This window comes from Foetidibacter luteolus, from assembly GCF_009650435.1.
GTDB classification, from domain to species: domain Bacteria; phylum Bacteroidota; class Bacteroidia; order Chitinophagales; family Chitinophagaceae; genus Foetidibacter; species Foetidibacter luteolus.
Genome location: NZ_VVIP01000079.1, coordinates 58,619 through 85,098, shown reverse-complemented (window position 1 = coordinate 85,098; position 26,480 = coordinate 58,619). Strand labels below are relative to the sequence as shown.

The window sequence follows — 26,480 nt, the reverse complement described above, 5'->3', positions numbered from 1 at the left end:
TTGAAATCTATTCTTACAGAACAGCAGGTGGCTTTATCGCTTAAAAGGTTGGCGCACCAGGTATATGAAAATCATTTGAACCTGCAGGATACTGTGCTTATTGGCATTCAGCCACGCGGCATTTATGTAAGCGACCGTATTGTAGATGAACTAAAGTTGCTTACCAATGCTTCCAACATAAAATACGGCAAACTGGATATCACTTTTTACCGCGATGACGTGCGCAAAAGCCTGCATGTGGCCAACGCTACAGATATACCTTTTAGCATTGAAAATAAAAATGTGGTGATTGTTGACGACGTATTGTGGACAGGCCGCACCATCCGCTCAGCGCTGGATGCCTTGCTTGATTTTGGCCGCCCTGCCAAGGTAGAGCTGTGCGTATTGATAGACCGCCGCTTTAGCCGCGAACTGCCCATCCATGCTGATTATACCGGCACAGCCATAGACACTTTTCCTTCTCAAAAAGTAATTGTAAAGTGGAAAGCCAAAGGTGATAAAGATGAAGTGGTGCTGATGTGATGAAAGTTTAGGCAGGGAACTGGAAGTACGAAGTATGTTTATACTCCGTTTCCACTCTAAATGCCTTCGTAGCCCATACATAACCTCCCCTCACACGCCCTCCATAAACACAGGCGCCTTCTCCTTCAGGTACAATTGCCGGTATTGTTGGGGGCTCATTTTATATTTTTCCTTAAACTGCCGGTTAAAGTTGCTGAGGTTATTGTAACCGCTCTCTGATGCTATCCTGGTTATTTTCAGGTCTTTTTCTATTAACAGTTTAGCGGCATGGTTTAACCGTACTTCGCACAGGTAATCAGAAAAAGTGCGCTTGGTACGCTCCAGGAAAAACCGGCAAAACGAGGTGCGTGTCATGTACACCAGCGATGCTGCCTCTTCCAGCCTTATTTCCCGGTGAAAGTTCTGCAGTATAAACTGGAATACTTTGTTCAGCCTGTCGGCATCAAAGCTGTTATGCCCAACTATCCCCGCCCCGGATACAAGGCTGTATTCATCCGTGCCGGCCAGCATATCCAGTATTTCCAGCAGCAATACCAGCCTGCTTATACCGGTTGTGCAGGTCATCTCCCGCATTTTAGCCGCAATAGCTTTGCAACTGTTGCCGAGTATATCAACACCCTGGGCCGACCGCTCTAAAAACTGGTTCACTTTTTTCATTTGCGGCAGCGAGAAAAAATCCTTTCCCAGCGATGCTTCCCTGAAATGTATTACTATAGACTTTGCCCGCAGGCTAGAGTGCTTGTCATAATAAACCGGCGGGTTGCGGTAAAGGTGCGGCAGGTTGGCGCCCAAAAAAGACAGGTCGCCCTTTTTAAAGTCAGATGTTGCGTTGCCTACAAACCTTTTTCCCTCACTTTCTTCAATCAGTACCAGCTCAAACTCCGGGTGATAATGCCAGGGGGTGCCAAAGTAAGGCAGGTCAAAAGCCTGTACAAAAAAAGATTCTTCCTCTTTAGGCGGCAGGTGTTCTAAAACTGGTTTCATAGTGCAATCGTTATTATTTTATCCTGTATCGGTTAGCTAAAGTCAAAATAAGGAAAATAAAATACCGGCATTGGATAATTAGGTGAACGGGTAAAACTTAAAGGTGGTATAGTTTTATCCCGCCTTTTATGTGGGCTAGTAATGCCGGGGCCGGCATTTTTCCATGATAGAATTTTTCAGGGGGTGCCCCCAAGCTATCGCAAGGGGTCGGGCTTTCCGCTGCAAGTCCTCGCCACCTCCGCTAAAGCTGCGGTGGCTGTGGGCTTTCCGCTTCAATCCCTCACCCATTGGCGAACTTGTTGCATGCTTCACAGGCAGGCCTAAGCCCTGGCGGTAAAATACTGGTATTTATGTTTTTTGTGCAGGCATGTTGTACCTGTATTCAGCATAGCAACGGGCTTCATTATCATGAAAAGATAGTATCAGTTTAGGATAACCTGCTGATAAACAGGCAGGTTAATATAAGGTAGCTTTGAAATAGATACTCAATTATACACCAGTTAACAAAGCCAATATAGTATTACTTATTGCCTGTTTACTGGTAAATTGATAACGTCTTTATTTTTTATTTTACTAACCGAATGTCAGCTAACCGCGCCGCTAACCGGCATGTACATAACTGCTTATGAAAGATTGCCGTTGCCTTTTTTTGATATGTCTTTTGTTACCCGGCTTATACAGCCTTGCAGCAGGCCAGGCAAATTACTGGGTTTACGACAACGGGCAGCAAAAGTTTGAATGGGATGTAGTGGCAGACAAGGCAAGGGTATATGTATCATCAACAAACACCACAATATGGCAGGGTAGCCTGCTACCGGCATTTTGGCTGCAGGTAAATAACAGGCAGCAATATATTAAGGCCGTTGCTAACACCGAAAAATCCACCGTAACAGAAAACAACCTCTCACTTACGCTCCGTATCGGCAATTACGGTACCGGGAAACTATCCGTATCCAAAGAAAACTGGGGCATACGTTTTTCGGCGCTCAGCATTAACTGGGGCAATACTATCCCTGCTATTATCGAAATGTATTTCGGCACTTCTGCCGTACATCCTGACAGCAATGTTGTTTCACCCAACTGGGAGAGGCCTTTTATGCCCGACTGGCAATCTTTTGGCTTTTGTATACCGGGCGCCAAAGGCGGCACCGTGCAAAGCTATTTCCGCATGTGGGACTTTGGTCAGGCCAACGTTGCCCTGGGCGGTTTTGGCCCGGCGCTTGGCGCACCCTATGGGGCCGCTTACCCCAGGCCCCTCTATTATGCAGGTATGGGCTCTGATGCGGGCTTTGCCGTAGCCGGTGCAGGCAGCATACCCGATGCGCCTATGATGTTGCGGGTACAGGCTACCAGTGCCTGCCTGCAATACATTTACCGGGAAGATATTTGGGGCGCACCTGTAGCTAAAGAACGTACCTGGAATGAGCCACTGCGTATTACCATGGCTGCCAAAGCGTACGACGCTTTCCGCAGCTATTATAGCTCATTTCCGGGCAAGCAACACCCTGTGGCCGCCGCAAAAGCTATCTGGAATACCTGGGGCCTCTGGCGTGAAAAGAAATATGCGATAAAGCCTATTGCCGATTTTGCGAAAACAGCCGGCAGTGAAATAATGGTCCTGGACGATCCCTGGGAATCGTCCCAGGGATCCGGAAAACCCAACCTGCAGAGATTCCCCAACTTTTTTGAAGACATAGATTATATACACCAGCAAGGCTTGCAGCATGGCGTTTGGGAAACGGTTGGCTGGATAAGCAATCCCGCCGAGGCTGGTTTAACAGATGAAGACCTGCTGCTAAAAAAGAACGGCAAGGCCTGCCGTGCCAACTGGAGTTTCAGTCCCTGGGGCGAATCTTACTACTGCCTTGACATCAGCAGCCAACGTACCCGCAATTTTATTAAAAAGCGTACGGAGGGCATTATGAAAACAGTGAAGCCCGCACTGATAAAACTTGATTTTGGTTACGGCTTTCCGGACCCATCTGTAGCAGTGGCCAAAAACCCTGCATACCGTGGTGAAAGATTTGCTTACGAGCTGGTTAAGCTGATTGCAGAAACCGCGAAAAGCATTAACCCTGATGTTATCATTATGTATTACAGCATAAGCCCCTTGTGGCTGCCGGTAATGGACCTGGTATCTATGGACGACCAGGGCGACCTGTGGTACGACATAAAACCAGGCCACCAGCAATGGAGCATCTGGGGCTCGCTGATTGCTGAAAAAGGTATGGCCGTTAATGGCTCATCCGGCTACGATTGGCAAACCGATGATGAAGTGCTTTTAAACAGCGCTGTGGTTGGCTCGCCAGGCTCAGTGCTTCCGTCAGACTATGGGGAGGACAAAATATCACCCTTGTTTGTTAACCGCAGGCTGGCGGTAAACAAATGGCACCGCAAAACACTTAGCTGGAAACCCTTGTGGTTTAACAGCCATGCGGGTGGGTTTACAGCGCCGCCGGAATTGCAATGCTGGGGCAGGCTGGAAGCTTCAGGCAATGGTACAATTCTTACCTCAGTGGCGCTGCGTGCTATGGAAAAAGGTGATTTGATGCCGGTTGATGAACATTTACAGCAGGTAAACTGGCAGGGCCGCTGGGCATTGATTGCACAGGATACAGCGGATATTTCCAGCAGCAAAAAATTGGCCGTTATACCCTTTGACGAAGGCTGGATAAGCCTGCCTTACAACAGCAAACCAAGAAGCATAACCATATTGAATACGGAAGGGGAGAAGGAGTTCACCCGCTGGCAATGGCAGGATGGCAAACTAATGATAAAGATTGACAAAGAGCTATTGAAATCAACAGCGGGGTACTTAATAGAGCGGTAAAAAATACAACAATGCCGCTTGAACAGCAAGGCAATTGGGAGCCTGGCAGCAGAAACTAAAATTCAACCCGGGTCTGAACAGCCGCCCAATGATTTGCAGATGAACGGATTGCGACGCAAGGGACGATGCCACGAAATATTGTCGCCGGTATTAAAAAAACTACGGGATACACAATGTTTAAAGTTTCCGCAGCCCTAAACCCTTTAAAACAATTAACCAAACCCTTTGCAACAATCAGCAAGTGCCGGTAAAACAAACTGTACCTGCTTTTTATAACAATGAAAAATTGCATGCTTATGAGTTCAAGAATTACCAGGATTGTAAGTTGCTGTTTGCTATTCCTGCTGCCAGTGGCAGTATTTGCACAGCAAAAGGTTACCGGTAAGGTAACCAACGCCAAAGATGGCAAGCCCATACCATTTGCCACCGTAATGGTTAAAGGCACTACTGTTGCCACCAATACGGATGAAGAAGGCGTTTTTAGCCTTAATGTGCCTGCAGGCAATACGGTACTTACCGTTTCGTCAGTAGGTTTTGTGCCGTTGGATGTAACCATAGCCAACGGTGTAGCCAACGCGTCGTTAATAGAAACCACCAGCGACCTTAACGAAATTGTGGTTACCGGTTACTCATCGCAACGTAAAAAAGATATCACCGGCTCCGTATCGGTGGTAAAAGTTGCGGATTTGCAGGCCATACCCGCCACTACCGCAGAAAACCAGTTGCAGGGCCGTGCCGCCGGTGTAAACGTAACCACCAACAGCCAGCCCGGCAGTGTATCTACCGTTAGGATACGCGGCTTTGCGTCTTTTACGGGCAACGACCCACTGTATATTGTGGATGGTGTACCGGTAGGCTCTTTACTGGGTATTAACCCGGATGATATAGAGTCTATGCAGATATTGAAAGACGCAGCATCGGCCTCTGTATATGGCGCCCGTGCTTCTAACGGCGTTATCATTATCACTACCAAAAAAGGAAAAACAGGGGCGGCCAAAGTAACCTACAACATGTACTACGGCGTACAAAACCCGGGTGCCGGGTGGGGCAAAGGCAAAATGCTGAACCCGCAGGAATATGCCGACCTGGAATGGCTGGCGTACAAAAATTCCGGCCGTGCACCCAGCAGCCCCCAATATGGCAGTGGCGCCACGCCGGTGCTGCCGGATTACCTGCTGGCCGGTACAGCGGCTGGCTTAAGCGAGGGAGACCCAAGGGTAAGCCCCGACCTTTACGACCTTAACTACAGCCGCCTGGGAGATGCCAACTATGCCCCCTACCTGATTGTAAGGGCCAACAAAACCGGCACCAACTGGTGGGATGAAGTAACAAGGGTAGCACCTATTATGAACCATACCCTTACTGTTTCCGGCGGCTCTGCAGATAAAAGCAAATACCTGGCAAGTTTTAACTACTTTAACCAGGATGGTATTGTGATTAATAATTTTTACCGCCGTTACAGCGCCAGGTTCAATACGGAGTTTAATGTTAAGAAGAATATCAGGATAGGTTCCAATATGCAGGTGTTCTTTTCAGAAGCCAATGCCGTGGAGAACAACACCGAAAACAGCGATGTGGTGCTTAGCCGCCTGATGCTGCCTATTGTACCGGTGTACACTATTGTACCCGGCGATTTTGCGGGAACAAGGGGTGGCGGTTTGGGCACACCTAATAACATGGTAGCCTTTAGGGAAAGAAGAAAGAACAACAGGGCCAATGGCTTTTTGTTATTCGGTAACGCGTATGCGGAAGTTGATTTGCTGAAGCATTTTACCGCACGTACCAGCTTTGGCGGATACTTCAGTTCTTTTGATACCAAAAACTATCCTTATATAGAATACGAAGGTTCTGAAAACGACCGTAACCCTACTTATTCCTCCACTTTTGGAAAAAACCGTTCCTGGGTTTGGACCAACCAGCTAAGTTACAAAAACACATTTGGCGAACACTTTGTGCAGGCCCTGGCCGGTACTGAAGCTGTGGAAGAATTCGCCAACCAGGTTACCGGTAGCCGCAGCAACTATTTCACCTACTTTAACTACGATTACATTACTTTAAGTTCAGGTACATCTAACCAGTTGGCCAGCGGTTCACCAAGCACGGCTTCTTTGTTCTCGTTATTTGGAAAAGTTGACTATACCTTCAAAGACCGTTACCTGTTAAGTTTAACAGTACGCCGCGATGGCTCTTCCCGCTTTGGCTCTGATGCCCGTTATGGTACCTTCCCAGCCGGATCGCTTGGATGGCGCATATCTGAAGAATCGTTCCTGAAAGATGTAAGCTGGATTAAGGAACTGAAAATACGTGGTAGCTGGGGCCGCATGGGTAACCAGCGCATAGGCCCTACCAACCAGTTTACCCAGTTTTCACCCAGCAACAGCGCCGCATCTTACGACATTAATGGCAGCAGCACCACACCTTCGGCCGGTTTTTATAACAACTTCATTGGTAACTCCGCCGGCCAGTGGGAAACCAACGTAACCACCAACATAGGATTTGACGCCTTTCTTTTCAAAGGCACGGAAATAGTGTTTGACTGGTACCACAAAAAAACTGAGGACCTGCTGTACCCGGTGCAGCAACTTGCTACATCAGGAGGTATTGCCGCTTTAAATCCTCCGTTCTTTAATGTGGGCAGCATGAAAAACTGGGGTATTGATATACAGATATCTCAAAAGGCAAACCTTGGCGATGTTAAATTTGATGGAACGGTAACCTTTACCACCTATAAAAATACCATCACCTCCATTTCGCAGGGCCTTACGTACTTTGATTACAACAGCCCGTTGAATGAGGCGAATAGGATTAACGGCACATTTACACGTAACGCCGTAGGCGAAGCCATTAACGCGTATTATGGCTACCAGATAGTTGGTATGTTCCAAAGCTCAAGGGATGTGGAAGAGTCACCGGTTCAGGATGCAGCTGCACCTGGCCGCTTTAAATACCTGGATGCTGATGGCAACGATACCATTAATGCAAGCGACAGGGTATTCTTTGGTAATCCCAATCCCAAGTTTACTTATGGTTTAAACCTGGAATTTTCTTATAAAGGGTTTGACCTGGCTGCCTTTTTCTATGGCGTGCAGGGCAGGGATGCTATTAACTACGGCAGGTTTAATACTGATTTCTACCAAACCGGCGTTACCAACAAAGCCAGGGCTACCCTTTACGATTCGTGGACGCCGGAGCGGCCCAATGCCACATTCCCCATACAGGAAGTTGACGCCACATTTAGTACCAATACGGTGCCCAATTCCTTCTATATGGAAAACGCATCTTACCTGCGCCTGAGAAACCTTACGCTTGGTTACACCATCCCTTCCAGGGCGTTAAGCAGGTTAAAGATTGACAAGTTCAGGGTATATGTGCAGGCTACCAATTTGTTTACCATCACAAAATATACAGGGTTGGATCCGGAAATTGTGACAACGGATGACAGGGCCGCTGGAATTGACCTGGGTGTTTACCCCACGGTAAAAACATTCCTTATTGGCGCCAGTATTAATTTTTAAACTATTCAACCGCTTTATATATGAAAAAGAAAATATTTATCACCATAACATGCCTGGCGGGTATATACCTCTTGTATTCCTGCAGCAAGAATTTTTTAAACAAGAGTGCAAACGGCACATTGAACCCAGACCTTTTGGCAAATACAACCGGTGTGGAGCAATTGCTGATTGGCGCCTATTCGTTACTGGATGGCTACAGTGTGGGTTCTGCCACCGTAGGTAGCTGGTCTTCCGCCGCGTCTAACTGGGTATATGGCAGTATTGCCGGTGGCGATGCCCACAAAGGCAGCACGGCCACAGACCAGCCGGAAATAAACGCCATTGAGAACTATACAGCAGTGCCCACCAATGCGTTTTTTAACCAGAAGTGGATAGCCGTTTATGACGGTGTTACCCGCGCCAACATTGTACTTAAAGTAATGGCCAATGCAACAGATATGTCTGATGCTGTTAAAACAAGGGTTGCCGGTGAAGCCCGTTTCCTCAGGGCCCACTTTCATTTTGAGGCAAAGAAAATGTGGAATAACGCCCCTTACATTGATGAAACTATGACGGAGTTTACCGTGCCCAACGAAAAAGTAAACGTTCCTAACACAGAAGATATATGGCCTAAAATACAGGCAGATCTGCAGTTTGCCTACGATAACCTGCCCGCTACCATGAATGCGGTAGGCCGTGCCAACAAATGGGCTGCCGGCGCCATGCTGGGCAAATGCCTTGTATTCCAGAAAAAATGGGCCGAAGCCAAAACTGTTCTGGAAGCGGTATATGCCAACGGTACTAACCCGCTGGGCGTTAAATATGGTTTGTTAGACAGGTACCAGGATAACTTTAATGCCGCTACAAAAAACAGCAAGGAAAGTGTATTTGCCGTACAAAGTTCTGTAAATGACGGTGGTGGCGCTGCTAATGCCAACTATGGAGATGTATTAAACGGCCCTTATGGCGGCCCCTTTGATTGTTGCGGTTTTTTCCAGCCTTCGCAGGACCTGGTTAACTCTTATAAAGTAGATGCGGCTACAGGCCTTCCTTCAACAACCAATTACAATGCGGCACCAATAGTAACAAGCGATGAAGGGGTTGCGGCCAGCGCCCCATTTACTCCTTATGGAGGAACACTTGACCCGCGCCTTGACTGGACGGTAGGCCGCCGCGGCATTCCCTACCTGGATTATGGCCCGCACCAGGGTGTTGCATGGCAGCGCGACCAGGCTTATGGAGGCCCGTATAACCCAAAGAAGAATGTTTATTACAAAGAGCAAAAAGGCAAACTTACCGATGCTTCTTTCTGGAGCAGTACTGTAACCGCCATCAACTGCAACCTGATACGTTTTGCAGATGTCATTTTATGGCTGGCAGAATGCGAGGTGGAAGCAGGCGACCTTAACAAGGCAAGGGCTTATGTAAACGAAGTAAGGGCACGTGCAGCACTGCCCGTAAGCTGGGTATACCTTGATGGTACCAGCACACCGGCAGCCAACTATAAGGTAGGTTTGTACAATACCGCATGGGCTAACCAGGAAGATGCCCGCAGGGCCGTGCATTTTGAAAGAAAACTGGAAATGGGTATGGAAGGCCACCGCTTTTTCGACCTGGTACGCTGGGGCGAAGCTGCGGCCACGCTTAATGCCTACCTGCAGTACGAAAGCAACATACGCACCTATTTAAAAGGCGCAAATTTCAGCGCCGGTAAAACTGAATATTTCCCGATACCGCAAACACAGATTGATTTAAGCAATAACGTGTTGCAGCAAAACCCGGGATATTAATAATTTTTCAAGCAGTCTTTTCGCATTTAGCAATTTAGAGTAAAGTATATACTCATAAGCAGGTATTATACTTGGGCGGGAATGTCTATTCCCGCTTTTTTTATTTTATGGGCCCGGCAGAAGAATTGCTATGGAGCTTTACTTGCGTCGCACTCTTGTACACCTTGTTCGCTACGCAGCTTTTACCACCGGGTAGAATACGGTATTGCCGCCGCAGGCGGCAATACCATTAAATTAAATTTTTTGAAGCTCAACACAACAGGATGTTATTCATAAACCCAGGGGTTACATCCCTGGGTTTATGATTGCGTTGTACTGAACTCGCAACTGCACTCATTATTACTCAAGACTCACATTTCACTCACATGTATCACACGGCATCCGGAATTTCAGGCTCTACCAGTTTGGCTAGTTTTTCCAACGATTCCTGCCAGCCCAAATAACACATCTCTGCCGGAATTGCTGAAGGAATACCTTCCTGCAAAATGTTGAGTTCAGTACCAACAGATACTTTTTTCAACCATACACTGGTTGTCATAACGCCGGGCAGGTTGGGGTCGTCAAACTGGTCTGTATACTTAATGAACTCCACAGGTTTCAGTTCAACGTAGTTTCCACCGAACGAATGCCCGTTACCGGTAGTGAAATTATAAAACGACATTCTGTAAGTGCCGCCCACTTCCACATTCATTTCGTGTACGGTGCAAGTAAAACCGTAAGGCGGTATCCAGGAAGCCATGGCAACCGGCTCAGTAAACGCACGAAAAAGTTTTTCGGGAGATGCTTTAAGCACCCTGTGTAATGACACGCTGTTATCTGGCATACAATACATTTTTTGTTCCTACTCGTAAGGCTTTTCGGTTACGCCCGTTTTTAAAGTGGTGGCTGCTCCACGTTGTTTTGTTATTTGTTTTTATAACAAAGCTGCTGATAAAATTTTACTGTTAAACAGGGTAGGGGATTTTACAAGCGAATCAGCATCGTTTTGTTATGGCACGAACCTCGCAAAGAATGCCATGCCATTTGCTGGCAGTATGCGACAAACTGTGGGGCTGAAAATGACAACACAAATGGGAATTATTCATTGGACTATTAGCAGATATTTTTACCAACAGCATGTTTAAAATGTTGAGGTTGTTGAACGAGCGTTAATATAATTATCAACCATACCCGCAATGCTGCGGCAGGTTGAATGACTTGTTCAGTAATGCGGTGGCGTACAAGAGTGCGACGCAACGGAAGCCTCATGCTTGTTCCATTGCCGGATCCATAATAATACTTCCAAGAGGTAAGGAAAGTCCAAAGAATTACACAAACAAAGTGTGCCATAAACTAACGCCGGATAATGGCATTGTTGTTGATTTATAAAAGCAGGTTTATACTGTTAACCATAAAATCTTAGCTATATGACAAACACATCAAATGTCATCGAAACGTTAAATGATCTTATCGAAATCCATAACGACAGGATTGCGGGTTATGAGAAGGCATTAAAAGAGCTGGAAGGAGACAGCCCATCGCTAAGGGCAGCTTTTTTGAAGTATATTGATCAAAGCCATCGCCACCGTATGGCGCTTGCCACAGAAGTGCAGGTGTTAAAAGGCGATGTAGAAAAGGGTACCACACTAAGTGGAAAAATTTACAGGGCATGGATGGATGTTAAGGCCGCGTTTACCGGTCATAATGAACATGCTGTACTGGCCAGTGCAGAATTTGGTGAGGATGCCGCGCTGAAAGCGTATGATTCTGCCCTGGAGGAAGAGTTGCCTGCCAGCCTGCGCCAGATAATAGCTGCACAGCAGCAGGAGCTTAGGATGGCCCATAATGAAGTAAAAACAATGCGGGATTATGAAAAGGAAACGGCAAGTTAAAAAGCTGAATACTTACCCATTAATAAGGCCCCGGAATTTTCCGGGGTTTTTTTATGTAAGAAGTATACGCTACGTATGCGCCGCAATAGTTTGCAATATGGCCGGGTAAGACAATGGCTTAGCAAGAAAACCGCTTGCCTGGTATTGCTGGTAGCTGGAAGATTCGTTGGCAATGGCAGAAATAAGTATAACAGGCGTATGCAGAAATTGAGCAATGGCCTTAATCTTAACGCATACCTGCCTGCCATCGTCATCGCCCAGGTTAATATCAAGGAAAATAATATCGGGCAAGAAAGATGATAAGATGCTTAACGCCTGCTCGCAGCTATGAGAGACTTTAACGATAAACCCCTGCTTTGACAAAAACGTTTTGAATATGTAAAGCAGGTCTTCGTTATCATCTACAACCATAACTTTTTTAGGTTCTCTTGAAATCAATTCATATAAGTTTGGTGTAAGTGCTGTGAAAGTATATGTTTTTTCATGAATGCCAAGTTATATGCACTTAAATGACGATGAAAACTGCCTAAGTGCAATTTAAAGAACAATTAAAGTTTGAGAACTTAGTAAACAACAGGCCAACAATAAAGTGGTTTGCATCAAGGAACTTTATTACCGAACCCACCGCATCCGCAGCGCATTCCAAAAAATCTTTTTATTCTTAAATATTTCTTTCAACTGCACAACAAAAATCCAAAGGGCGTTTGGCGGTTGTTGCTTGCTTGCGCAAGCAGACACTAATTTTTATGAGCCCGGCAGCAGCAACTATGTGAGGCTTTACTTGCGTCGCACTCTTGTACGCCTTGTACGCCGTGCAGCTTTTCCCACCGGGTAATTTGCGCTTCGCATGGGCATGCCTGATTTTTACAATATGGGGCATCATGGCTAACAGCCTGCGTTCGAAAGAAGCAGCGGGTTACACCCCGGGTGAGAATTGAAGCACAACCAAGTCAAAGCAACTGAATATTGCTTTGGCGATGGTTGCGAACGCAGTTCTCCCCGGTGAGGCCTTTGCAGCCAGGCTTTTGTGCCGGAGTATGAGCACAACCGAGAAAACGCAACTAAATGTTGCTTTGACGAAGGTTGCGAACGCAGTTCTGCCCGACCCCTTGCGCAGCTTGGGGGCACCCCGTAAAAATTCTTAACGCTGCAACCAGGCTCTCACCAACGTACAGCCCCGCTTACCTGGCTGTCTGATACCTGGTTAACACTTGCATTACGGCGGGATTATTAATATATTTAGTTCCTGCAATTTTTACCCATAAAAAAACGCCATCATGGAAACATCTCTTATAGAAGCAGCCCTTACACAGGGAGATATCAGCAAACAGTTATTCCAGGGCTCTGCAAACAAAGAGCTGGTAACAGAATTACAGCGGGTACTGTTTGAGCTGGGCTTTAAGCGTGAATTGCAGTTTGATAATTTTGAGGCAGATGGTAATTACAACAGCGCTACAGTAAATGCCGTAGCCGCTTTTGCGGCAAAGAATAATGTGGCAAGTGATGGAACTGTTGTATCCAACAACCTGGCTAAACTACTGCTGCAGCGGCATAGCTTTCTGCCTGAAATGTATTTGCTGTGGTCTATCCATAATGCAGACCTGCGCACAAAAAAATTTATTTCAAAGGGCACAAAGATGAGTGTTACCGCCATACAGTTAATGCTGAATGAAAAGGGCTATGGCCAGCAGTTAAACTTTGCAAAATTTGGCGCCGATGGAGATTATGGTAAAAGCACCCGCTCGGCGGTAATTGCTTATGCAAAAGACAATGGCATTGACAGCGACGGCGACTTGCTTACCAGGCCCCTGATGAACCAGATACTTAAAGACATTAATACCTTTTACGGCAGTAACTGGAGCGACCAGGCTGCCAACAATTTACCTTCCGAAGATTCTCCGCTTGTATTGTTTGAAGCATCCAGGTTTATGGGCCAGCCTTGCCGTGCAGATGTGGAGTTTGTACCCATGCTTCAAAAGATTAATGCCTATGCGGAACAGGCCAATGTTTTTATACATGTAACCAGTTCTTTCCGCACATCATCTAATGTAGCCGGAGCTATTGTAAAGCCCGCCACCCGCTCTAACCACATGGCTGGCCACGCCATTGATATGAACGTTGTGTATGATAACAAGACCAGGTCAGCCAATTCAAAAGAGCTGGCAAAATACCCGGCAGTAGCAGAGCCTGTACGGCTGTTTATAAAATTCATTAAAGACGATCCCGTGCTTCGCTGGGGCGGAGACTTCCAGGACAGGGATACCGTACATATTGACGACGGCCTTAATCAGGATATGGCCAGGTGGGATAAACGTTACCAGGCCATGCAAAAAGCCGTTCAGTTAGGAGGGTAGGGGAAGGTGCTACAAAATATTGTTGCGTTTTAACTCATTTTTCCAGGCTATAAGGTCTTCCGGACCGTCATCCACTTCCCGCAGATCACAGTACAAGCGTGAGGGGTTGTTCACTTCCACAACAACACCTTGGCCAGGTTTTATTGTTAAGGGCTCCCAGTTAGCATCATACTCAGTTCGTAATCTTACCGGTTCCGCCTCTTTTCCTTCTGCCTTGCTATTCTGTCGGGGATCGGGATAAGCAACTGTCAGCAAGCATTCGGCTCCGCTTATACGATTCGAGAAGCTGTATTTTCCAGGACGCAGCAGCATGAATGCAAAAAAATCACCGGCGTCCAGCTTCCTGGAATCCCATATTGCATCTTCACTCCCTGCCTTATAGAGCATAGCGAAACATCCGTCTTCAGAGCCTTTAAGGTGTACAAATCCACCACTGCGAAGGGTGTACACAAGTATCCCGTTCTCTGTACAGCAGCACGCTTTACCAGTTGGCAAATCATCTGCTGTAATGTTTATAATAAACGATTTGGCTTGCTCATCTACCTGCACAACCAGTCTTTTTTCAATTTGAGAAGCTGCGTTATAAATGGCAATCCAAAATTCACCGGCATCCTTTATCTGGTGTATTACTGAAGCATTGTTTTGCAATAAAGCAGAGTCAACACCTGTTATTGAAAATATGTTGAGATTAAGCATAGAACTGATTTTTAAATCCCGAAGTTGAAACGGATAAACATGTTGTCTTCTGCAAACTCAACAGCAGCATCAGTTACGGGCGCCGTTATTGCAGGAAGTTCAAAGGTAGAACCGGCAGGGGTGGTCTTGTACCCGCCAAAATCACTTACATCCAGTGTCTTCGCGTCAATGAAAGGGTAAGGGTCTTCAATTTTAAAAAGCTCTTTACTTTCAAGCATTTCCTGGAAAATTAACTGGTAAAGCACATTATCAATACCAATGCTTACATTAAGTACGTCCATTAGCCAATCTTCCACATCATCATGAATGTCGAGCAAATCAAGCAGGAAGGCAGTAAGCGTAGGAAAACCAAGAAAACTCAATACCACATCTACCATCCAGGTTTGAGGAATGTATTTAATCATTTGGGAAGCCGCATAATATATACCACCCTGGATAATAGCGGGCAATTTTCCCATCGTGTCGCTGATAGAAATGGGATCAACATCAACGGCGGTTGGCTTTGCATGCACCATTTGGTAAAACTTTCCACTGCTGTCTTTTTCCTTATTAATGTAAATAAAATAGCGGCCACCAATTTCAGTTACGATGTATGGAATAATCGCGTTTAGGTTTAATTTAAAGGGGCCTATATCCGGTTTACCGGTAAACAAGGTAACCCCGGGAAATTCTACCAGGCACTCATCGCCAAGAAACGGAGCATCTCCCCAAAACGGGATACTTCTTGGCATGCGCAGGAGGCAGAACTTGCCAATTTCAACATTCGGCACATCCAGGCCCAGCCTGAGGATTAATTTATCCCAACCAATTTCCAGCTCTTTCAGAAGAAAGGTATTGCCATCCTCAAACTCAATGCCACCGGCGCCTTCAATGTGTATTTCTCCCTCTACCCCAAGCCATACCAGAACTTTTGAACCGCTTTCATTAAAGTTCAATTTTTTTCCGGGATAGGCTTTATTGAATACAGCTTTGAAGGTGGATTCGTTAACCGAAAAAGTAACGTCACTCATAGCAAATTGTTTTAGATAACTTTTACATCCAGCCAGATGCGTAATTCATTTTCTTCAATCGCGGGATTATCAGGGAGTCCGGCAGTTAGTTTTGACGTAACAGTAAGCCCAAGGCTTTTTACTACCTGGTCTTCCAGCGAGAGTATTAGCTTGGGCAATACATAACTCTTCAACATTGCGATAAGGTAGCATTCCACTACGTTTTCAAGCCCCCTTGGTTCTATGTCTACAATCTCAATACCGCCAACTGCAAGCCCAATTCTGTCAAAGGGAATGCCGGCGCCTATATTTTCAGGGGTTACGGTAACCCGGCCGAAAGCAAATACATTCAGGGTAAAGCAAACCAGTTCTGTTACTGGTAACACGGGCAGGCGCCATACATGTTTGGCAAGATTAGGGATGGGTTGAAGTGCACTCAATTTATCTGGTATGCAGGCCATACCAAACTGAACCATCGCTGACATGGAAAAATTTTGTTCTGATAGTGGCGATGGCAGTTCTGGCGGCAAGGCTATAATATTTCCCGGATGAAAATCCAGTGCCGCGTCAATAATTTGTATGCAATAAGGAAGCTTTACCGGAATCCCGGGCAGCGAAAACGGCTGCATACGGGTAAACCGTGGCACTTCTCCATCCAAAGGGGAATCTTCAACAGGCGAACAGGTTACCCAAAGCTCTTCAGTGTCCACCAGGCGCCCCGCGTCATCCTGTACAAAACGAATGGACGGAGCTACATAGTTGAATAAGAAGGGCGCTTTTACGTGAGTATCATTGATGATTCGCTGTATAGCATCATCAGATATGGCGCCATATACATCACTCATAGCAAATTGTTTTACAGTTCACATACTTGTAACTCTCTGGGTACAGGAATGCTGATTTTTTCGCTTGTTCAATACATATCCATTACTTATCAATCATCACTGCATAACGTAGAAAAATATCCGGGTGTTCTTTTGTAAAAACCGGCTATATGTCGCAAGAGCGCAAAAGAGGGGATTTTGGGTATAGTTCTTCACTGCCTATCTATTACTCGTACTGAAGAGGCAAATAAATTCCGGGTCAGCAATTTCTCTCCAACGCCTTTTTGCGGGAGAAATTCAGACATACTTGCAGGCCTGTATAATCTGAAATAAAAGTAGCTATCCCGGATGATTATGTCAAGTGCTTTGCCTTTTTTATTGTCAGGGTTGTCTATCCGGTGTAGGATCCGCAATTTGGTTTTCCGCTGAGGAAGTATGGTGCAGAAAAGCAGGAAAAAGCTGCCGCATGCACTGTAAAAGCACACACCGATACCTCTTATATCTGGAACAGGGGCTTGTCTTCTGGAAAGACCAGTATAAACGTTACAGGCATTTATTGGGTAAAGATTACTTCCAACGGTTGCAGTTTTGCGGACCCGGTGCATTTAAATTGAGCAAAATGCCTGTACAAGAATGTCGCCACACCGATACCTGAAACTTCTGCCTTAACAAAGGCTTTAGCCGGGCTCTGGTAAAAAATGATGAATAAAATCATCTTTCGGGTAATTTAGTTGATACTGTATGTGTGAAACTTGCTTTTCTTTGCGCAGCACTGGTATATTCATCTATCTAACTAAACTTTGTAAACGCATGCCCCTCAGAAACATGTTAACCCTGGCGGCAGTATGCTTATGCGTTAAGCTTACCGCGCAGCAACATAATTTTTCAGATAACTACATTCTTCCCGCTGATACACTGGTACAGCAAAAACTTTCCCGCTGGCAGGATGTAAAGTTTGGCCTGATGATGCATTGGGGAACCTACAGCAAATGGGGCATAGTGGAAAGCTGGAGCATTTGCCCGGAAGATGAGGGCTGGACGGTACGGCGCGGCCCTTACAGTGCCAGCTACACTGAATATGTAAAGGCTTATGAAAACCTGCAGACAAGTTTTAACCCGGTACAATTTAATCCTGAAAAATGGGCGGCCGCGGCCAAAGAAGCCGGTATGAAATACGTGGTGTTTACCACCAAGCACCATGATGGTTTTTGCATGTTTGATACCAAGGAAACAGACTATAAGATAACGGACTCCAAAACACCCTTTTCTACCAATCCCAAAAGCAACATTGCCAAAGAAGTGTTTAATGCTTTTCGCAATGAGGGATTTATGACCGGCGCTTATTTTTCCAAACCAGACTGGCATACGCCTTTTTACTGGTGGCCTTATTTTCCACCGAAGAGCCGTAACGTAAACTACGACCCTAAAAAATACCCTGAAAAGTGGAACAGCTTTAAACAGTTTACTTACAACCAGATAAAAGAACTGATGACCGGCTACGGCAGTATGGACATACTGTGGCTGGATGGGGGATGGGTACGGCCTTATTCTTCCATAGATACCAGTGTGGAATGGCAGCGTACCATACCTTATAACCAGGATATTGACATGGCCAATATTGCCGGTATGGCACGCAGTTATCAGCCCGGCTTGCTGGTGGTTGACAGAACAGTTTCCGGCGAATTTGAAAACTATGTAACGCCGGAACAAACAGTGCCAACAGAGCCGGTATTTCACCCGTGGGAGTCCTGCATTACCATGGGCAACTCCTGGAGTTATGTGCCGGATGACAGCTATAAATCGGCCAACAGCCTGGTGCATTTGTTGGCCAGGATCATTTCCCGCGGAGGTAACCTGCTGTTAAATATCGGGCCTTCTCCTGATGGCGACTGGAGCGATAGCGCCTATGCCCGCCTTAAAGATATTGGCGCATGGATGAAGGTGCATAGCGAAGCTGTGTACAACACTATACCCATGGCGCCTTATGAAAAAGATAACCTGCTTTTTTTACAGTCAAAAGATAAAAAGCAGTTGTACATCTACGTGTTGTCCCCGGAAAATGATGAGAAGGTAATATTACCTGCATCCATTACGCTGAATAAATTCTTTCTTAACAGGGGCAGCAGCATTAAACTGCTGGATGCACCGGGCGCCAATATTAAATGGCAAACAGTAAATGATAATACTGTTATCAAATTACCCGCGAAGTTGCACAACAAACAGGTGGGCAGGTATGCGGCCGTATTTAAAATAAATGTTGTTAAAGAATAACGGTTAGTACTGCTACCGGTAAAAGTATCCACTTAAAAGCCCGCAATGCATGGCATTCCGGGCTTTTGTATATTAATGATGTCAAGATTGCAAACTGGGGATGAGTGCTTTGTCTATCCGGGTCTGAAAAGATGCCATGAAAAACAGAACGATGAACGTAATGCGACGCAACGAAGCTGCCACATGGTACATAAAGCCCGTAACCATAAAAAAAGAAAAAAACGAAGTTTTTATTCTTCCTTATCAATAAGCGAAGTGTATTTGGTATCGCTCATTTTCAGGTACACCAGCAGGGATATAAATATGCAGCCGGTTACATACCAGTAATAACAGCTTTCGCAACCGGCGTTTTTAAACCAAAGTGCAAGGTACTCAGCAGTGCCGCCAAAAATAGCCACCGTTAATGAATAGGGCAGGCCAACACCCAATGCCCGTACCTTCACAGGAAAAAGCTCTGCTTTTACCACGGCGTTAATGGAAGTGTAACCGCTTACAATTAACAGTGCGGCCATCATAAAAACAAAAGCCATCCACATGCCGCTGGTTTGGCTTAGTGCCGTAAGCAACGGTACTGTACACAAAGTGCCCAGTACGCCAAAGCTTAGCAGTAAGGGCTTGCGGCCAATCTTATCAGATAGTAGCCCAAACACGGGTTGCAGTAAAGCAAACAACAGCAATGATAAAAAGGTGAGAAGTGTGGACTGATTTTTTGTAAGCTGCACCGTATTAACCAAAAACTTTTGCATGTAAGTGGTATAGGTATAAAAAGCGATGGTTCCGCCCAGGGTAAGTCCGGTTACCGTAGCGATGGCGCGAGGGTGTTTCAGCAGTTCTTTTAGGGAACTTTCTTTTTTAGCGGCCGCCTTGTTTTGAAATACTTCGGACTCATTAAGGTTACTCCGCAGGTACAAGGCGGTTAAAGAAAGCAGTGCGCCGATAATAAACGGTATACGCCAGCCCCAGCCAAGCAGTTGCGCCTCTGTTAATACCTGTTGCAATATTAACTGCAAACCCAATGCGGTTAATTGCCCGCCAATAAGTGTTACATATTGAAAGCTGGAATAAAAACCGCGCCGGTGGCTGGCCGCAACTTCGCTAAGGTAAGTTGCAGAAGTGCCGTATTCACCACCCACACTAAGTCCCTGCATTAGCCTTGCCACAAGCAGTAAAACCGCCGCGGCTGTACCAATGCTGTTGTAGCCGGGCAAAACGGCAATAAGCAGCGAGCCAAACGACATAAGTAAAACCGATAACGTCATGGCTTTTTTTCGTCCGCTTTTATCCGCAATACGGCCAAACAGGTAACCGCCCAGTGGCCGCATTAAAAAGCCGGCCGCGAATATGCCGGCAGTATTCAGCAATTGCGCCGTAGGGCTGCTTTTTGGGAAAAAAGCCGATGCGAAATAAATGGTAAATGCAGAATAAGCATACCAATCGTACCACTCCACCAGGTTGCCGATGCTGCCCCCGATAATTGACTTAATGCGCCAGGAAGTATCGTGCTTTTTTGACATATGAATAGCGTTGCGGTAAATTATTACATAAAATTCATGTTAAAGAGTTATGTATGAAATTATTAACCGGCATAAACCTTTACTTTTAATGCTGACCCTGCTAAAAAACCAATGACATTTACCAGGCGTTGACTTGCAATTTTCCCCAAAACTTCTTATTTTACCGAAGTCGTCGGAAAATACCCTAATCAACGCTTTTTATGAAAAGGCACACTATGTTGTTAACAATTATTCTTGCAATGCTGTTAAGTTGCAGTAAATCAGCCCAGGATGACCCAAACCCCAACCCACCGCCGGTAAACCCGCCACCGGAGCCACCTCCGCCAGCCAATAAAACAGTTAAACTGCCCATAAACGGTGGCAAAATAAATATACGAGATGCCAGTAAAGTTGATTACAAGCCTGGCGATACCTTGCTGATAACGGAATCTGTAAAAAGCATAACATTATACCAGGTAAAGGGAGAGGAGAATAAACCGGTTGTAATAACCGCTGCGCCGGGTGTTGTAATAGGGGGAGATGCCAACAAATCCGCCGATTTTGTATTGAAGTACGTAAAGCTCAAGGGCTTAACCATCAAAGGCAATTCTGCCAGTATTGGTGTGCGTGTATATTTTTCAACCGATGTAACGCTGGAAGATATTAATGTAGACAGCGCATCCGTGGGCGTTATGATAAAGAACGACGCCTGGGCTACAGACTCCAGCACATTTTACCCGCACGGCGTTATCCGCAACATACACTTGAAAAACGTACACGTAAAAAACACCCATACAGAAGGTTATTACATAGGCAATACATCCATGTATAAAGACAACTGCATCAACAGCCCTATAGTAGGTTTAACCGTTACCGATTGCAGCGCCGAAAACACTGGGTGGGATGGCTTCCAGGTAACCAATGCCCAGGACTGTAAAATAAATGGCCTTACGGTAAAAAATGCAGCCCTGCTCAAACAGCCCAATCAAATGAGCGGTATAGCCCTGCAGGACGCCACCACCGGCACTTTTGAGAACCTATCGGTAGAAACCTGTAATGGCGCCGGGCTTACCATATTCAGTTGTGGCGAGCCGGTTATAAAAAATGTAGTTATAAAGGATGCCGGCCTTGCCAGTGGCGCCAGCGCAATTTTTATAGACAACCGGTCAGATTTTGGCTTTAACCTTGGGGCCAAAAAACTGTGGATGGAAAATGTAGAAATAAAAGGCGGTACATTGCTGGGCAAATACCCGGTACATATAATGAATGGCAGCCTCCGGGGCGCATTACCGGCAGTTCCCGGAACCATCAAAAATCTTACTTACGATAAAGGATTATGGCTAAGCCGCATTTTTGATGCTGTACCCAACAATTATGTTGGCGGCACCGAGGGCGGCCGCAAGAAAAAATAAGAATTAAAAATACCCGGCCTGCGCCGGGTAATTTTTTGAAACAATTTTATGGGCCCGGCAGAAGTATTTCATGGCGTCATCGTTGCGTCGCACAGCGTGTACTTCCGGTTTTCATGGCAACAGTTAAGCGGGTATAAGCATTGCGGGCATTTTGCAGGCTGGGATTGGATTGAGCAAAAGGAGAGTTGGGTTCTGGTTTCTACTTAACATAATATAAATTATAGGAAAATGATTTACCAATTATTTCTGTACCTGCATTCACGAAAATTAATCAATAAATAAGCCCCGCCTTTGCAGTTGCGGGGCCTTTAAGCTATTTGTAGACGTCTCCACGACTTCCGATTGTCAACAATATTATCGTTGGACTTATATACTCTGCAATAATTCTAAAAGTGCCGGTTCTAATCCTGTAGTATTTCTCTCCTTTCTTTTGACCTTTCATCTTTATAATGTCCAAACCGGTTGTGTCAATACTTTGCGCCTGGCTTAGTATTTCAGCAATCTGGTGCGCAGCATCCTGTATGTACTTTGGCATACTTTGCAAGTCTTTAAGGTAGGATTTTGTAAATCTTACTTCCATGAAGCTACTTCCTTTTTATATTCTTCGTAACTCATGGTTGGTTCATCTTTTCTGCTTCGTACAATTTGTAACATTAATAAATCCTCCACGTCCTCATTAACATTCGTTAAAACATCAACCAGCTTTGCCAGCTCTTTATCTGTCCAGCTTCCACGTTGTTTTTTTACAGAAAAGTTTGCATTGGAAATCCCTATTTTACGGGCAAGATAATCATTTCGGTAGCCGCTTACTTCTATCAGGTTAGCCATTCCTTCTTTTATGGCGTTGTACTCAGAAAATACAGATAGCATAATTGTTGATTACATTTTTCGATATGTATTTTTACAGAACAAAAATATTAAATAGTTTTAATAAACCTATAAAATGAATTATGGGAATAGATACTGGAGACGAAGCATTAATGTAAATTGGTAACGTTCAGATTTTCACTCATGTACGACGATAAATTCACGCAATAAACTATCAACACCATGCAAGCTTATGATACACTTACCGAAGCGCTTTCATCACTAAAGCAACAAGGTTACACTACAGATTTCAACTTGGCTTTTGACAAAGTAAAATGCGCAGAAACCGGCGTTTGCCTCTCACCGTCACAATTCGAAATTACCGGCTATTATCGTTTTGAAGGCCAGACAGACCCCGGCGATTCTGCTGCTTTGTATGTGATTGAATCCCACGATTCAGCCATGAAAGGAACACTGGTAAGCGCTTACGGCGCTTATAGTGACGCTGTTGACGATGAAATGCTGAGAAAGCTTTCTGTACATCATTGATTATATCAATGTTTAAACCTTTTACTGCAGTTTAAAGAAACTTTTCTACGGTCGTTTGCCTCCATTTGTTTTTTATTTAGCGCTATCATGTACTTTCATCGCAAATTTATTTTTGATGCTACACCGCAGGAATTTTATCCGTATAGGCTCGCTGGGATTATCAGCTTTTTCATTTTCGTCTTTTCACAAACCCGCGGTAAGAAAGCCCCTGGTTATTTCAACCTGGAAGGAAGGCCTTAATGCTAACCGTGCTGCCTGGCAAATCTTAAAAAATAATGGACGTGCACTGGACGCCGTAGAAGCCGGTGTAATGGTTACTGAAGATTCCATTAACTGCTGTGTAGGCCTCGGCGCCAACCCTGACAGGGACGGCTTTGTTACGCTCGACGCCTGCATTATGGACGAAAACGGCAACTGCGGCAGCGTAGCTTTCCTGGAAAGAATAAAGCATCCTATTTCGGTGGCACGCCGTGTAATGGAAAAAACGCCGCATGTAATGCTGGTTGGCGATGGCGCCCAAAAATTCGCCGTTGCAGAAGGGTTTCCGCTGGAAGAACAAAAACTTTCCGACGATGCCAAAAAAGCCTACGAGGAATGGCTGAAGAAAAGTGAGTACAAACCTCAGATTAATATTGAAAACAGCGGCCACGCTTTCGCACCCGCTAAATTAAACAATGGAGACTGGAACCATGACACCATCGGCATGGTGGCGCTGGATGCCCATGGCAACCTTAGCGGTAGCTGCACCACCAGCGGTATGGGCTTTAAAATGCGGGGGCGCCTGGGCGACTCTCCGATTATCGGCGCTGGTTTGTTTGTGGATAACGAAATTGGTGCGGCTACTTCCACCGGGCTGGGTGAAGAGGTGATTAAGATTTGCGGTACACACCTGGTGGTTGAGCTGATGCGCCAGGGCCTGAAACCCGAGGAAGCTTGTAAAAAAGCGGTAGAACGAATTGTTCACAAGAACCCGGCAAAAGCCCGGGAATTCCAGGTGGGTTTTATCGCCATTAACAAACAGGGTGAATATGGTGGGTATTGTATTCAAACCGGGTTTGATTTTGCTGTTTGCTATGCTGACGATAAGAACTTTATGGTTAAAGGAAAACACCTTCTTTAAAAAAGCCTGCTGCTATAGTATCAAAATTTATAAATCAACAGGATAGAAATGTTACTTGAGATTGCCGTTTTTAATATTGAATCAGCCCTTGCTGCTGAAAAAGCCGGGGCAGACAGGATTGAACTTTGTGAAAACCCTTTTGATGGAGGAACCACCCCTTCTTATGGTACGCTTAAAATGGTGCGTGAAAAAATAACCGTCCCTGTGTTTCCCATCATTCGTCCACGTGGCGGCGACTTTTTTTATTCTAAATATGAATTCGAGGTAATTGTTAAAGATCTATTGACAGTCAAAGAATTAGGATTTGAAGGGTTAGTTGTCGGCCTTTTGAATATAGATGGCACTGTTGACAAAAAAAGAACCAGCCACCTGGTGGAAATAGCCTATCCGTTGGAGATTACCTTTCACCGCGCCTTTGACCGGGCCAAAGAACCACTGCATGCACTGGAAGATGTTATTGACTGCGGCTGCCAGCGTATACTTACCAGCGGCCAGGTACTCAATGCTTTCGATGGTAAGGAACTCATCCGGGATTTAGTTAGGCAGGCAGACGACAGGATCATCATTATGCCAGGTTCAGGTGTACGCAGTACCAATATTGCCGAGCTTTCCGCATATACCGGGGCTAAAGAGCTTCATTCTTCTGCGAGAAAAGCTTACCCTTCTCAAATGGAATATTTGCAATACAGCATGCAGGAAACACTTAACAGTACAATGGCCGACAGCGAAGAGGTAAAAAAAATGAAGAAAGCCATACAAAATATTGATTAACAAAATTGTATGAACATCCGGAAAGAATTGTTGCATGCTAAAAGACAGACCAAAGAGCTGGCAATGGCTGTAGCAACGTTCGCAATATCAGAGGCTGACAATTTCAGGGAACTGATGGATTGCTTCCTGTCAAATGATTACAGGTTGGCTCAGCGGGCTGCGTGGTGTGTAAGCAGGGCTGTGAGGGACCAGCCCTCCATGATCACTCCTCATCTTAATACCCTGGTAAAGCAACTGGATAAAACAGGTGTACACCCGGCAGTGATACGAAATACCGTAAGGATACTCAAAGCTATTGAAATACCGGAAGCGTTTCACGGGCAGGTAATGAATGCATGTTTCAGGCTTATTGAAAGCCCCTCCACCCCTGCTGCTATTAAGGCATTTTCGCTAACAATATTGTTTAACCTGGCGAAAATTTATACTGAAATAAAGGAAGAATTAAAGTTGATTATCAATAGTGTATATGAAACAGAAACCCCTGCCTTTAAGGCAAGGGCCCGTAAAATTTTACCTTATTTGTAGTTATGCGGTAGTTGCTTTTACAGTTGAAAAATTTACCTGGGCTGCTACTTTCGTTTCGTCGAGTACACGTTCTTCTTTCCCCCACTTTATTTTCAGCCAGGCCCGCTCGTGCAGCCAGAACAGGGCTATTTTGGTAACTACTTCAGTAACGCCTATCGCTAATGCTTTTGTGTAATCGCCGGTCCAGAGCAGGGCGATGATCATTGTGTCAAGCGTACCGAAAAAGCGCCAGCTTGCGCCCTTTACCACACTGCGGTAATGCTTATCATGTACTATAACCTCGTTGTTTTCCTGGGTATATGTCCTGCCAAAGGATAGCTTGTCCCAAATGCGTTCGTGCAGGTAGAAAAGCCCTATTTTGGTAGCCACTTCAGTTACCCCTATTCTCAAAGCAGTTCCAATCTGGCCTGTAAAAATCCATGAAAGTAAAATAGTATCGCAAGTTGCAAAAAAACGCCATGAAGTTGCTTTTGCAAAAACCCTTGCGCTTTTATCCTTTTTTATTACCGGCATAAATCTTTTGTTGTTGAAGTTCCTATCTATATAGGTTCAGTAGGAATTATGGATAAAAGTAAGGCAATCAGTTTTAACCACACTAAAATTGTAGACTTTTATTTTTAAACAGGTGTTAAAAGCTTGCGCCGTAGCATTTGCACATACCTGTTTTGAATATCCTTATTTTACCTTTTGTCGCCGTAACAAGTCCGGGACAGGCTTGACAAAAAAAAGGCAACCGGAATGGGAGGTTGCGTAAAAAAGTCAAGAAAAGATATACAGCATGATTCTTCCGCCGGGCTCGTTGAATATTTTTTCCGCTACATGATATTAAAAATAACATTATCATCTCGTGCAACAGACCGGTAACCTGCAACTTGTAACCAGTAACCGGCTTTCGGGTACTCCCCCAACCAAACGCGAAGCTCCGTAGAGCGATATGTTATAGTAGCAAGCATGCAGTCACGAACTGTTTGTAAAACCTCGTAGAGGCGGCATGTTGAACGGCCTCCTGCACCAGGGCCTGTTAATCATTAATCTTGCTGTTATACGTCACCCGGCTTAACATATCGCACCTACGGCGCTCCTAGTAAAGCGTCTCTTTTCTTATCTACTGACATGCCGCCCCTACGGGGCTTTGCTGTTCAAGGTTCTTTTGTTTAAAGTTTAGTGTTTGCGGCTCT

General features: G+C 45.4%; 22 protein-coding genes. 12 read left to right on the top strand and 10 right to left on the bottom strand.

Features of this window, described 5'->3' with window-relative positions:
- The gene (gene pyrR / locus F0364_RS24795) at positions 1-522 is read left to right on the top strand and encodes a bifunctional pyr operon transcriptional regulator/uracil phosphoribosyltransferase PyrR (RefSeq protein ID WP_153800511.1); all 522 of its coding nucleotides are present in this window, start codon (positions 1-3) and stop codon (positions 520-522) included.
- A gap of 90 nt (positions 523-612) precedes the next feature.
- On the opposite strand, the gene F0364_RS24790 is transcribed toward pyrR, so the two are convergent.
- Entirely contained in the window at positions 613-1,506 is an 894-nt protein-coding gene (locus F0364_RS24790; protein ID WP_153800510.1) for an AraC family transcriptional regulator, read from the bottom strand.
- Between the two features lie 625 nt (positions 1,507-2,131).
- Between F0364_RS24790 and F0364_RS24785 the strand changes: the two genes are divergently transcribed.
- The 3 genes from F0364_RS24785 to F0364_RS24775 all read left to right on the top strand — a co-directional run bounded on the left by F0364_RS24785 (position 2,132) and on the right by F0364_RS24775 (position 9,620).
- Positions 2,132-4,336, top strand: coding sequence for an alpha-amylase family protein (locus F0364_RS24785; RefSeq protein WP_153800509.1), 2,205 nt, complete (start codon positions 2,132-2,134; stop codon positions 4,334-4,336).
- Positions 4,337-4,632: 296 nt separating this feature from the next.
- Entirely contained in the window at positions 4,633-7,851 is a 3,219-nt protein-coding gene (locus tag F0364_RS24780) for a SusC/RagA family TonB-linked outer membrane protein (protein WP_207632867.1), read from the top strand.
- 20 nt (positions 7,852-7,871) lie between these two features.
- Positions 7,872-9,620, top strand: a complete 1,749-nt coding sequence (locus F0364_RS24775; protein ID WP_153800507.1) for a RagB/SusD family nutrient uptake outer membrane protein — start codon at positions 7,872-7,874, stop codon at positions 9,618-9,620.
- Between the two features lie 370 nt (positions 9,621-9,990).
- Here the strand turns inward: F0364_RS24775 and F0364_RS24770 are convergent, their stop codons facing one another.
- Positions 9,991-10,443: an SRPBCC family protein gene (locus F0364_RS24770; RefSeq protein ID WP_153800506.1), complete on the bottom strand. Its 453-nt coding sequence runs from the start codon at positions 10,441-10,443 to the stop codon at positions 9,991-9,993.
- A gap of 583 nt (positions 10,444-11,026) precedes the next feature.
- On the opposite strand from F0364_RS24770, the gene F0364_RS24765 reads away from it, so the two are divergent.
- On the top strand, positions 11,027-11,491 hold the full coding sequence (locus F0364_RS24765; protein ID WP_153800505.1) for a ferritin-like domain-containing protein: 465 nt from the start codon (positions 11,027-11,029) through the stop codon (positions 11,489-11,491).
- Positions 11,492-11,560: 69 nt separating this feature from the next.
- On the opposite strand, the gene F0364_RS24760 is transcribed toward F0364_RS24765, so the two are convergent.
- On the bottom strand, positions 11,561-11,929 hold the full coding sequence (locus F0364_RS24760; protein ID WP_153800504.1) for a response regulator: 369 nt from the start codon (positions 11,927-11,929) through the stop codon (positions 11,561-11,563).
- An 839-nt stretch (positions 11,930-12,768) separates the two neighbouring features.
- On the opposite strand from F0364_RS24760, the gene F0364_RS24755 reads away from it, so the two are divergent.
- On the top strand, positions 12,769-13,845 hold the full coding sequence (locus tag F0364_RS24755) for a peptidoglycan-binding protein (protein ID WP_153800503.1): 1,077 nt from the start codon (positions 12,769-12,771) through the stop codon (positions 13,843-13,845).
- Between the two features lie 9 nt (positions 13,846-13,854).
- Here the strand turns inward: F0364_RS24755 and F0364_RS24750 are convergent, their stop codons facing one another.
- Genes F0364_RS24750 through F0364_RS24740 form a run of 3 tightly spaced genes read right to left on the bottom strand, consistent with a single transcriptional unit; the run spans position 13,855 to position 16,375 of the window.
- Complete coding sequence (locus F0364_RS24750; RefSeq protein WP_153800502.1) at positions 13,855-14,541, bottom strand: hypothetical protein; 687 nt, start codon at positions 14,539-14,541, stop codon at positions 13,855-13,857.
- Between the two features lie 11 nt (positions 14,542-14,552).
- On the bottom strand, positions 14,553-15,551 hold the full coding sequence (locus tag F0364_RS24745) for a hypothetical protein (protein ID WP_153800501.1): 999 nt from the start codon (positions 15,549-15,551) through the stop codon (positions 14,553-14,555).
- 11 nt (positions 15,552-15,562) lie between these two features.
- Positions 15,563-16,375: a hypothetical protein gene (locus F0364_RS24740; RefSeq protein ID WP_153800500.1), complete on the bottom strand. Its 813-nt coding sequence runs from the start codon at positions 16,373-16,375 to the stop codon at positions 15,563-15,565.
- Between the two features lie 789 nt (positions 16,376-17,164).
- Here F0364_RS24740 and F0364_RS24735 point away from each other — a divergent pair.
- Positions 17,165-18,625, top strand: coding sequence for an alpha-L-fucosidase (locus F0364_RS24735; protein ID WP_153800499.1), 1,461 nt, complete (start codon positions 17,165-17,167; stop codon positions 18,623-18,625).
- Positions 18,626-18,855: 230 nt separating this feature from the next.
- Here F0364_RS24735 and F0364_RS24730 read toward each other — a convergent pair whose 3' ends face one another.
- The gene (locus tag F0364_RS24730; RefSeq protein ID WP_153800498.1) at positions 18,856-20,139 is read right to left on the bottom strand and encodes an MFS transporter; all 1,284 of its coding nucleotides are present in this window, start codon (positions 20,137-20,139) and stop codon (positions 18,856-18,858) included.
- Positions 20,140-20,339: 200 nt separating this feature from the next.
- Between F0364_RS24730 and F0364_RS24725 the strand changes: the two genes are divergently transcribed.
- Positions 20,340-21,530, top strand: a complete 1,191-nt coding sequence (locus F0364_RS24725; RefSeq protein ID WP_153800497.1) for a right-handed parallel beta-helix repeat-containing protein — start codon at positions 20,340-20,342, stop codon at positions 21,528-21,530.
- A 313-nt stretch (positions 21,531-21,843) separates the two neighbouring features.
- On the opposite strand, the gene F0364_RS24720 is transcribed toward F0364_RS24725, so the two are convergent.
- A complete protein-coding gene (locus F0364_RS24720; RefSeq protein WP_153800496.1) occupies positions 21,844-22,110 on the bottom strand; it encodes a type II toxin-antitoxin system RelE family toxin in 267 nt (88 codons plus the stop codon).
- Entirely contained in the window at positions 22,101-22,400 is a 300-nt protein-coding gene (locus F0364_RS24715; protein WP_153800495.1) for a hypothetical protein, read from the bottom strand. Before F0364_RS24715 ends, F0364_RS24720 begins: the two co-directional genes overlap by 10 nt.
- A 180-nt stretch (positions 22,401-22,580) precedes the next feature.
- Between F0364_RS24715 and F0364_RS24710 the strand changes: the two genes are divergently transcribed.
- From F0364_RS24710 to F0364_RS24695, 4 genes are all read left to right on the top strand, one after another.
- Entirely contained in the window at positions 22,581-22,886 is a 306-nt protein-coding gene (locus F0364_RS24710; protein ID WP_153800494.1) for a phosphoribosylpyrophosphate synthetase, read from the top strand.
- A gap of 115 nt (positions 22,887-23,001) precedes the next feature.
- Positions 23,002-24,006, top strand: a complete 1,005-nt coding sequence (locus F0364_RS24705) for an isoaspartyl peptidase/L-asparaginase family protein (RefSeq protein ID WP_207632866.1) — start codon at positions 23,002-23,004, stop codon at positions 24,004-24,006.
- A 48-nt stretch (positions 24,007-24,054) separates the two neighbouring features.
- The gene (locus F0364_RS24700) at positions 24,055-24,777 is read left to right on the top strand and encodes a copper homeostasis protein CutC (RefSeq protein ID WP_235921251.1); all 723 of its coding nucleotides are present in this window, start codon (positions 24,055-24,057) and stop codon (positions 24,775-24,777) included.
- A gap of 9 nt (positions 24,778-24,786) precedes the next feature.
- Positions 24,787-25,302 (top strand): HEAT-like fold family protein, encoded by a 516-nt coding sequence (locus F0364_RS24695; protein WP_153800491.1) that lies wholly within the window; start codon positions 24,787-24,789, stop codon positions 25,300-25,302.
- Here F0364_RS24695 and F0364_RS24690 read toward each other — a convergent pair whose 3' ends face one another.
- Positions 25,303-25,815, bottom strand: a complete 513-nt coding sequence (locus tag F0364_RS24690; RefSeq protein WP_153800490.1) for a DUF2061 domain-containing protein — start codon at positions 25,813-25,815, stop codon at positions 25,303-25,305.
- Positions 25,816-26,480: the final 665 nt, after the last annotated feature.